Below are 5,799 nucleotides of genomic sequence, written 5' to 3'. Positions count from 1 at the left end.
TTGATCCGAAACTCCTGCCGGAGCTAATCTGACCGCCGGACCCAACCTGTCAAAATCACTGTGCAGAGCCACTAGTCGCGAGATCGAGCCCTCCAGTCGCGAGATCGAGCCGAGCGGCGTGACCGTGACAGGCACCTCGATCACCCCTTCGCGGGCGCGTGCAGCGCGAAAAGGGAGATGACTGTTTCGCCTTCCTGCTGGAGCTGAACGACGGCGCTCTCGATGCTCAGGTCTGTGCCTTCCAGAAATACTGCCGCAGCTACCCTTGGTATTCTCGTTAGTGCCGCGCTGCTAAGCGCTTTGCGGGTTGCAGAAGTAGATGTGGATATCGCATCGATCTTGAGACGATCGTGCTGAGCGATTTCGGCTCCCTGGGTTAGCCTCCGGTCAACCGCGCCAGTCGCGGCGCTCCGCGCCATGCTCGCCCACCCAAAACAAGCCCCCGGCCCGTGGGCCGGGGGCATTCGATCCACCGACGCAAGTACCGATCAATATTTAAGCAGAATCGGACCACCGAACTTATAGTTCAGACGTGCAGTCATAAGATCGAAATTTTGGCGGATGCGATCGCCGCCCACTGGACCAGTAGCCGTGACAAAGTTCACGTCGGCATCCCGCATGAACAAGTGGTCGTATTCGACGCTCACCGACCAGTTCGGCGCGAACCCGAATTCGATCCCGGCCCCCACAGTAGCGCCCCAAGGGCTGCTATTGGAGCTCGCGAACTGCACGCCCGCGACTACGGAGTTGACCTGATAGGTGTTGCTCGTCACTGCGGCGCCACCTTTGACGTAATACAGTACGTTGTCGAACGAATAACCGATCTGCCCCGTGATCGTACCAAACGCATCAATTTTGCTCTGGTTAAAATCCGCAAATGGGATGCTGAGATTGGATCCGCTCAGATCAGCCCAGTTCCCCTGGCCCTCGACGCCCACCACGATGTGGCCGATCTGCCATCGATAGCCGATCTGTCCACCTATGGTCATGCCGGTCGCATCATGGCAGCCCTCAGGCGTGCGGCCATTGAAATCCCAGCAATTCGAGCTTGAGCCCAAGCCGCCGTTCATACCTACGTAGAGGCCGCTCCAGTCGTAGATTGCAGCCGCGACCGCCTGCGGAGCGTTGGTGTAGAGAGGCAGGACCGGCTGCGCAGCCAGGTCCGCGCCGAATGCGGGCGGCACCGCGCCAAGCATCACAATGCTCACAGTCGCAAGCAACAACTTCTTCATTTCTACTCTCATGTCTTGAGTGCCCCGAGCCTCGTGGGTGTTAACAACGTGCGCGGGAATTGCTGTAACTGCATCGCAACATTCGGACCGAAAGAAATGCGTGAACCAGACGCTGCGTCAGGTTGCGTCGTTGCAGATCATCTCCAACAGCGTCGCAATGCTCCTTCGCGTGCGAGTAGATTGCGTAAGACTGAGCGAGCAGCGGCCCGCTCATTTGTGCGGAGAGAGCGCACGGCAAGTCAGATCGTGGCAAACCAAACCGCAAGTGAGACGAGTGAAGCGCTTTGCAAAACTCTTGCTCTTGTCCCGTGCCGCCACTAAAGACCCCGTTACGACTACGCTCGTGTTGCACCCATTGGCGCGAGAGATCAGATGAACTCTATTCGATTGAATCAATGTCCTGCAGATGCTGCCCCGTTCGTCGCAGACGCCGCTGTGTCCCGCGGTCGACAGAGCATGCGAATCACAACCTGCGCCCTCGGCGGATGAAGGATGCGGCCCGAAGGATTTTGCTTTGGTTCAGCGAGCCGTTCTCCACCCGAGGCTTCCTACCACACCGCCAATGCCCAGACCGCCGACAACGCTTGCCGACCGTTCCTGCGCTTGCCGCCAGATATTGGATGCTCCATCACCTTTGCGCGAGCGCTTGGGTGTGCGCGCGAGTAGCCTCTTGTCAGGAATCAGGTGGCCAATGACCACGGCGAGTTCATCTTCTGAGCTGAAGTTCTAAGTCGATAAAGGACAGCGAGCATGTTCGTTTCATTCTTCCCTCGACCAAAGTTGTTCTTTGCGTCGTCAATCCTTTGGACGGCGTTGGCGATGGCGTTTTGGTATGGATTTGCCAGCAATGTCTTTCAAGCGCCGGACAAGCCGGTCGGGCTTGCGACGTTCTGGTCGGCTCCGGCGCTGTGGTTCGATCTCTATTTTGCGATAGCTGTTGCGGTCTTCGCGGCCGCATGGATGTTGCTTGCCCCGCATCCCTGGGCGACGTGGTCCATTTTTGGTTCGGCGCTGATCCTGTTCACTTCTTACTTCCAGGTCCAGGTCTCAGTCGCGATCAACAGCTGGTATGGACCGTTCTATGATCTGGTCCAGGCCGCACTTTCGAAGTCGGCGCCGGTAACAGTCGCGCAGTTCTACAGCGAACTATCGACCTTTGCCGGTATCGCGCTCGTGGCCGTCTTGGTCGGCGTGATGACACGATTTTTCGTCAGCCACTACATCTTCCGCTGGCGCACGGCGATGAACGATTTCTATGTCGCCAACTGGCCACGGCTGCGCACGATCGAAGGCGCCTCCCAGCGTGTCCAGGAAGACACCATGCGCTTTGCCAGCACCATGGAAGGTCTGGGCGTCAATCTCATCAGCGCGGTGCTGACGCTCTTGGCCTTCCTGCCGGTTCTCGTGAGGCTGTCCAGTAACATCACGGAGCTGCCTCTGCTCGGCTCGATTCCTTATCCGCTGGTGTTCGCCGCAGTCATCTGGTCGATCATGGGCACCGGCGTTCTCGCGCTTATCGGCATCCGCCTGCCCGGAATAGAATTTTTCAACCAGCGGGTCGAGGCGGCCTATCGCAAGGAGCTCGTGCTCGGCGAGGATGATGCCGCGCGTGCCAATGCGCCGACATTAAGCGTGCTGTTTAGCGACATTCGCCGGAATTACTTCCGGCTTTATGTGAACTTCATGTACTTCAATATTGGACGGATCGTCTATTTGCAGACTGACGTTATCTTTCCTTACCTTCTGCTCGCGCCAACGATCATCGCGGGCAAGATCACCCTCGGCGCCATGAACCAGATCCTGAACGCGTTCACGCAAGTGCGAACCTCGTTTCAGTATCTCGTCAACTCGTGGAGCACGATTGTCGAACTGATCTCGATCTATCAGCGGCTGCGGAGCTTTGAAGCAAAGCTCCACGGGGAGCCACTGCCGTCGATCGAGACCCAAAGGGAGCCAGCCTCATGATTGGCCTCGCTGCAGGAGTTGACGAAACCCGGCCTTCCTTGGGCGCCAAACGGTGCTGCGCTTTCGGTACCGCGAATTTCATCTCTAATATTACACGGCGGCAAGGTCCCCAGGGGCCGTCAGTAATCCAAGGACTCGGCCGTCCTGAAGCTGCGTCGCAGATTGGCGCCGCGGTACTCACCGGCTATCTGGGCTCGGGGGAAAACCAGACGGTTCAACGGCATTCTCACCGAGGCCAAGCGCTTGCCTCTAATCGTCGAATTCGGCGAGGTCGATCCTGCCCGTGGCCGACATCGTTCGATTGTCCGAAACCTGAGTTTGAGCGCATTCGTTTGGTCGGGAGGCTCGCGCGGTATACGACCAGTATATTCCATGTTGTTGGCGAGCGGCCGGATGGTCGAGCTACCCAACTAATACAGCCGAGCAAAAAAAGGACCCCTTCAGAAGAAGCGGACGGATCATAAACGACCTCGTTCGGAATTCGTCATGAAGGGACAGTTCTCCCTTGCGCCCCGCTTGACTTCTTGGAGCCTCTCGCGATCTTCGCTCGCGGTGGCCTTTTCGCGAAGCAAGGCTTTGAAAAAGTGCCTCTTTTGTGGTGCTTGCTGTTGACGTCGGCGCAAAGGGTCCGAATGCGAGCGCAGATCAGGCAGCGACGACTATGGCACTTGTGCTGACCACGATCAGCGTTCGGCTCCGCGGCCGGAACCGCTCGCTCAGCATCGTAGATCCACAACATCGGCCCTGCCACGCATCGCCGCGCAAAGCACAACAAGTGCGGCCGGCGCGTGCCGCATCCGGTGCAGCCGCAGCGTAGAGTATGGAAAGCCAGATCACTATGCCAAGGGAAGACCTTAGAGGACGTTCAGTGGCACGCACAGGCGAGCTACTGGAAGCAGACCGCGGACTGCCGCACGGCCACACTCGCGGCTCGGATGGAAGACGCCCTCGGAGTTCGCCTTCACCTGCCATCGGCGCCAGGATCTGGCGCTGCGCTCTGGAGGCCTCCGCGCCCAGCTCCCGTCGGTACCACCGCCCAGCGCAAGTCCAACAGCCGGGACGAACTCAGGCAAAGCAATCGCCGTCAATGACAATCCCGCTCCTACTCACGTCAGCGCGGTAACGGCCGATGCTTGGCTGCAATTGCCTCAGCAAGATCTCCGCGAACGGATTGCTCTGCTGAAGAGTCCGACCGGATACGGAAGCCATCTGTCCTCGGACCGGTACCAAGTGCCAAATAAGAGCGTATAAGCTATGGCAGGTGGCGAACTCAATCATTCTGACTAGCATAGGACGCTCCTCGGTCGCGCATCCCCGAGCAACGCGGTCGGTGCGGAGACGAGACGAAGGACATCAAGCATGTCCTCAGCCTTATAGGCCGCAGCCGTGTGGAGCGGCTCGTCTTTGGGAAGTGCCTCAAAACGGGCACCTTTATCGGCGGCGAAATCTGGCCTCACGCTCGGCGTCCGGGAGCCGCAGCATGCGAAGCGTCTCCGAATTCCGCTCAATACGCCTTTCGCAACATCGGCGTGAGTGGCGGCGAGCAACCGTGCTGTATCTCTCCAATAGGCTTGAACCCGTGGCGTTGGTAAAAGGGAATGTTTTCAGGATTCGAACTTTCGAGGTAGGCAGCGATGCCCTGCTCATCACATCGTTGAAGAGCGTACTTCATCAGCAATGTGCCAAGCCCTTGTCCGACCCAGTTCGGATCGACAGCGATGAGGGGCAAATACCAATGTGGCTCGGAGGGATGATGTTCGGCCATTCCCTGGCGTAGGTGTGCCATATGTTCGCTGATTTCCGGGCGCAGGGACAGCGCCATGATGGCGTCCAGCGCATCCTCATCCTGCTGCACTCCGGGAGGCAGCCACAGGGCCGCGGCGCGACTCTCTTCCGTGACGTATGCCGTGCCATGCTCGAATGCTCGTCCGCCACAGGCCTTGATGAACTGAGTCATGCTGCCAAGATATTGCCCAGGGTCCGGCCAACTCCAACGCATCAAAGGATCGGCGGCAAAGCCGAGGACAATTGTCCAGACGGTTTTTGCCCGAATGCTTGCGTTCGCCGAGGTGACGCCCGGCTCCGTTGTCATGATGCCGCTTTTCGAACGCAGAGTTGCAGGTTGGATACCTTTGGACGTGAGCGGAATGGATGTACCCCCGAACATTCCTCGGCCTTTAGTGCCCTTGTCCGGCTCTCATCCCGCCTCGGAAGGCCGCCTTCGACGGCCACTTCGGACGAAGGTTCCTCGCTGGAGGCCCCGGACCCTTGGACCTGGATCTGGCTAGTACTTGTGCTTTCGGCATGAGAGCGTCATCTGGATCCCGCCCTTTCCGAAGGAAAGGGTTCGTTTTATCGGAGTCGACAACTCTTTGTAAGGTGATCTTGTTTCGCCAAACTTGCGAGTTGCATTCGCTCGGCCAGTCTAAGCACCGCAGGACAATTTGGAACCTGCTAACCCAGGTAGGTGCTTGGCATTCCTTCTAAACAATGTCTCTGCCCTAAGGATTACCCGCACTCCAGCATGAGCTATCGCCGAAAGTTGGTGACGGCGGGAATCGGGAAGGCGGCATATCGTGGGGGTGCTTGACGCCTCCACTTC

3 protein-coding genes are annotated in these 5,799 nt (G+C 58.4%); 1 reads left to right on the top strand and 2 read right to left on the bottom strand.

Annotation, left to right across the window (positions count from 1 at the left end; translation table 11 throughout):
* Window positions 1–488: 488 nt before the first annotated feature.
* A complete protein-coding gene (locus tag AC0L3X_RS46390) occupies window positions 489–1,232 on the bottom strand; it encodes an outer membrane protein (RefSeq protein ID WP_439034183.1) in 744 nt (247 codons plus the stop codon).
* 750 nt (window positions 1,233–1,982) lie between these two features.
* Between AC0L3X_RS46390 and sbmA the strand changes: the two genes are divergently transcribed.
* The gene (gene sbmA, locus AC0L3X_RS46385) at window positions 1,983–3,197 is read left to right on the top strand and encodes a peptide antibiotic transporter SbmA (RefSeq protein ID WP_439034182.1); all 1,215 of its coding nucleotides are present in this window, start codon (window positions 1,983–1,985) and stop codon (window positions 3,195–3,197) included.
* A gap of 1,504 nt (window positions 3,198–4,701) precedes the next feature.
* On the opposite strand, the gene AC0L3X_RS46380 is transcribed toward sbmA, so the two are convergent.
* On the bottom strand, window positions 4,702–5,289 hold the full coding sequence (locus AC0L3X_RS46380; protein ID WP_439034181.1) for a GNAT family N-acetyltransferase: 588 nt from the start codon (window positions 5,287–5,289) through the stop codon (window positions 4,702–4,704).
* Between the last annotated feature and the right edge of the window lie 510 nt (window positions 5,290–5,799).

Source organism: Bradyrhizobium sp. MI1.7 (assembly GCF_055811795.1).
Note: the sequence above shows the minus strand (reverse complement) of the source record. Positions and strands in the feature narration are given on the sequence as shown.